The sequence below is a fragment of the Atopomonas sediminilitoris genome (assembly GCF_022601735.1).
Taxonomy (GTDB): domain Bacteria; phylum Pseudomonadota; class Gammaproteobacteria; order Pseudomonadales; family Pseudomonadaceae; genus Atopomonas; species Atopomonas sediminilitoris.
The window spans coordinates 1-4,010 of record NZ_JAKUMM010000016.1; the positions used below are offsets into that span (position 1 = coordinate 1).

The following is a 4,010-nucleotide window of genomic DNA, read 5'->3' on the forward strand; positions in this document are numbered from 1 at the left end:
ATTAAGCTAACGGGCCGACAAAAGCGCAGCTTTTGGCGGTCCAGCGAACGAAGTGAGCGGCGTTGAGCGCATTGTTATATGTGGCTCACATTTTTGGTGCGAAAAGAGCCATTATCTCGGTCGTCGTCATTTCTTTTGTTTTGTTTGAAAAGCAATAGTAACTTGGTCTCATGTCGACAAAATACTGCATATCCATTTCCAAGTCGTTCAAGTCTGGAAACATGCCGACTGGCATATTGTATTCTCCGCTTTCTTTAAACTTGAAAAACAAGTGAGTTCCACACTCTACACAGAACCCGCGAGACGCCCATGGGGACGACTCATACATTTTAACTTTATCATTTCCTTCAATTTGCAATTTAGTGCCGCACTTTATCGCGAAGAATGGTGCGCCGCCCCAAGTTCTGCATGATTGGCAATGACATACTGTAAATTTAGGATTAATTTCTTCTGCAGTGATTTGTACGGCACCGCAAAGGCAGTTTGTTTTTGAGTGGGTCATTTTAATGGCACCTTACTGGATGATCATATAACGATTAGCTAAGGGGCCGGCTACGCCGGTCCCAGCGAGTAAAACGAGCGACTTGAGCGACTTGTTATGGTGCTGTTAGTTAAATTTCAACACGCTGCCTTTTTTGATAAAAATTTCGTACGAGTCATTCTTGCCGGATTCTTTTGAAAAAAATCTTAATTTTGTGTCATCAACAAATACAACTTCTTCTAGCATTTCAATAATCGGTAAACCACTGGTTTTAACTTTTACATATGTGCCGCCTTGCCGCTTTTTAAATGTAGACCCTGAATTCAGGTCATACCATTCCCAGCTGAAGTCTTTTGGCGTTTTTTTGGCAATAAGACCAAAGCCAGTAAGTTTTGACTCTTGAAACAATCGAGCTCCTATCTTGTAGCCCTGTTCAAGATCAATGAGTTTTTCTACAACATGCTTTCCATTGTTTTCATATGGGTTAAGAATCAAATCTTTTGTCGTGTATTCCTTAACTCCGCTTGCGACGAGCTGACCTGTAGCTGCCTCATAGATTTCGTACGTGATCTTTTCAGCTAGTACCGGAAGACTAAATATGGTGAATATCATTGCTGTGACTAATTTCATAATGCACCATAACGTTTGGTTAAGGGGCGGGCTTTAGCCCGTCCCAGTGAGCGAAGCGAACGGTTTGAACCAGTTGTTATGCGCGTTGGCGTGATTTGTTGAAAGATTTTGCCATGGTAATTAGTAAGTAAAGGAAGAGTATAAAAATAAGTGAGTTTAGGAAATATACTTCGGCGTACGTTATTGAACTTCTTAGATAGAGTTGATGTGTGTTTTTGTGCGTGCTGGAGAGGTTAGATGCTATGGCCGTTGATGCAAGTGTAAAAATTGGATAGCAGAGACTTGCATAGAAGATTTTCCTAGCCTTTTTGCTCCATAAATATATGAGTGTGGCAGCTGATGCGTATAAGAAAAGTGGGATTAGACTGGATAGGAGTATTGCGAGGCGGTACTTTATGGGGGTTGCATATATTGCTGATAATTTATTTGCGGCGATATCAACTAGCTGGCTATGTGCTACAAACTGGCCGATCTCATTTTTCCATGAGCCAGGGATGAGTGCTGGCTCGGCGATTGTTAGCCAGCCAGCGATAAGGCCACAGATGATGCTTGCTAGAGATCGCACAGATTTCCCTTTAGTGCATAACGATTAAGCTAACGGGCTGACAAAAGCGCAGCTTTTGGCAGTCCAGCGAGTGAAACGAGCGGCGTTGAGCGCATTGTTAGGATTTGCCGTTGTAGCTGTGAAGCCGCAGGCCAAACCCAAACTTGATGACGACACACGCCGAAGTGGGAGATTGCCAAAGCAGTTATTTGCGACTCGATCCATGCTGTCAAAACCTTCCTTTGTTTACCGCAAATAACCTGTCGGCGAACCTGCAAACGGCGCCGCGGAACTTGAACGAAACACCAAAGCTAACGACAAAACCGCGTGCTGAAAAGTGGCCTGCGGCTGCGTTGTGGCTGGGTGCTTTATGACCACGAATTGAATGCGCCTAACGATTAAGCTAACGGGCGTCCAAAAGCGCAGCTTTTGGACGTCCAGCGAACGAAGTGAGCGGCGTTGAGCGCATTGTTAGGATGGTTCGTTGTGGCTGTGAAGCTACAGGCAAAACCCAAGCGAAAAGACTTGAAACGCCGAAGTGGTGACTTTCTAAAGTAGTTATTTGCGACTTGATCCATGCTGTCAAAACCTTCCGATGCTTACCGCAAATAACCCGCCGGCGAACCCACAGGCGGCACCGCGAAACTGGCAGATAACCGTAAAACTACCGACAAAACAGCGTGCTGAAAAGCAGCGTGTGGTGTCGTTGTGGCTAGGTGGTTTCCGAGCATTATGTGAAGCGCCCTAACGTTTGGTTAAGGGGCTGGCTTTAGCCAGTCCCAGTGAGCGAAGCGAACGGCTTGAACCAGTTGTTAGAGATTTGCACGATGCATGGCAAGAAGATAGCCAGCAGGAGCTGCTAGCGCAAAAAGCACGGAGTATTTTGCTATTTGTGTTAGAGCTGATGTTGCGACTATTAGCATAGAGTCAGTGTTGGCTAGTTCTGATGCTTGCATTGCTAATATAGCTACTCCAAGTAGTGCTCCGTATGCTGCTCCTAATATTGCGCCATGTTGTGCTGGTTTTTTTGTGGATAAGTAACCGACATAAAACCCGGGAATGGCCCATGCCAGCATTGATGTGGCTTGTGTCAACATACTAAAGAGTGGAGATAGGAAATATGGAGTATATAAAGCAATATCGGAAGCGATTGCTTTTTGCCCATGTAGCAGAGCTTGTGAAATGACGCTGACTAAAAATGCTACGAGTAGCCCTAGGATGAGAGCACGTATATTCATGACTATCTCTAACGTTTGGTTAAGGGGCGGGCTTTAGCCCGTCCCAGTGAGCGAAGCGAACGATTTGAACCACTTGTTAGGCTCCGGTCTTGCGTATGAGAAGTGCATTTTCGTACTGAGCACTAAGGGCTGTGAGATTCTGGTGTAACCCAGGTTGTGCAAGGAAGAAGCCAGAAAATTGCTACGATAGTACCAATTGGAGCTGTTCCTATACCTATAAGGATGAACATAAATACAGATAGTTTCCTCGAGGATTCACTTTTCTTATAGCTGCCAAGCGCAAGAGAGAAATGTATTAATGTGGGAATTAAAAATAGTAATAAGCCACTGTTTGGTTGGTCAAAATATGAAGCTATAAAGCCAATAAATATTAGATAGGTCACTGCGATGATGACGTGGCATTTCATTAGCCGGATATGGTTGTTTATGAAAACAATAGGGTGTGATATCTGCATGGTTAATTTTTGCCTAACGTTTGGTTAAGGGGCGGCCAAAAGCGCAGCTTTTGGACGTCCCAGTGAGCGAAGCGAGCGACTTGAACCATTTGTTAGGTTCTTTGCCAGACAATTTTAACAAGGCTAGGAAGCGCCCAAGCCATTAGTGATAGCACAAGAACCGCTGGAATTATTGGCCCTGTTAGCTTGCACGTTAAAGATAGTACCCAGCTTAGGCTTGATCCTTTGCCGTACACCAAGAATTCTGTGCATGCAGATGCTTGCGATAATTTATATGCTAACGGTAGAGCTGCCAGGCAAAGCCCAAGGACTAAAATACGTAAAAGAACTGCTTTGATTTTTGACTTTATAGGAAGCCAGATTTCTAGTGTGCTTTGGCGTTTGCTGCCGTAAAAAATGTACATGAGTAAGTAACCAGCGAGCATTACGCAGTTGAAAATTATTATTGACTTTTGATTTGTTTCTGTATTGCCACTTAGAAACACAAGGTTCACTAAGGCTGTGAATATGGATACGAGTATGAGAACGACCCAGCTCATGATGTGAACCTAACGATTAAGCTAACGGGCTGACAAAAGCGCAGCCTTTGGCAGTCCAGCGAACGAAGTGAGCGGCGTTGAGCGCATTGTTAGGATGCGAAGTTGTGGCCGTAAAGCTACAGG

General features: G+C 44.6%; 3 protein-coding genes. All 3 read right to left on the reverse strand.

Annotated features, from left to right (window positions below):
- Positions 1-85: 85 nt before the first annotated feature.
- Positions 86-502: a GFA family protein gene (locus tag MKI83_RS16790; RefSeq protein WP_241588466.1), complete on the reverse strand. Its 417-nt coding sequence runs from the start codon at positions 500-502 to the stop codon at positions 86-88.
- 105 nt (positions 503-607) lie between these two features.
- Complete coding sequence (locus MKI83_RS16795) at positions 608-1,111, reverse strand: hypothetical protein (RefSeq protein ID WP_241588469.1); 504 nt, start codon at positions 1,109-1,111, stop codon at positions 608-610.
- 1,356 nt (positions 1,112-2,467) lie between these two features.
- Complete coding sequence (locus tag MKI83_RS16800; protein WP_241588471.1) at positions 2,468-2,893, reverse strand: hypothetical protein; 426 nt, start codon at positions 2,891-2,893, stop codon at positions 2,468-2,470.
- Positions 2,894-4,010: the final 1,117 nt, after the last annotated feature.

Excerpts from the sequence above, each read along its gene's own strand:
- MKI83_RS16795 (WP_241588469.1), bottom strand. The coding sequence starts at position 1,111 with ATGAAATTAGTCACAGCAATGATATTCACCATATTTAGTCTTCCGGTA.
- MKI83_RS16800 (WP_241588471.1), bottom strand. The coding sequence starts at position 2,893 with ATGAATATACGTGCTCTCATCCTAGGGCTACTCGTAGCATTTTTAGTC.
- MKI83_RS16790 (WP_241588466.1), bottom strand. The coding sequence starts at position 502 with ATGACCCACTCAAAAACAAACTGCCTTTGCGGTGCCGTACAAATCACT.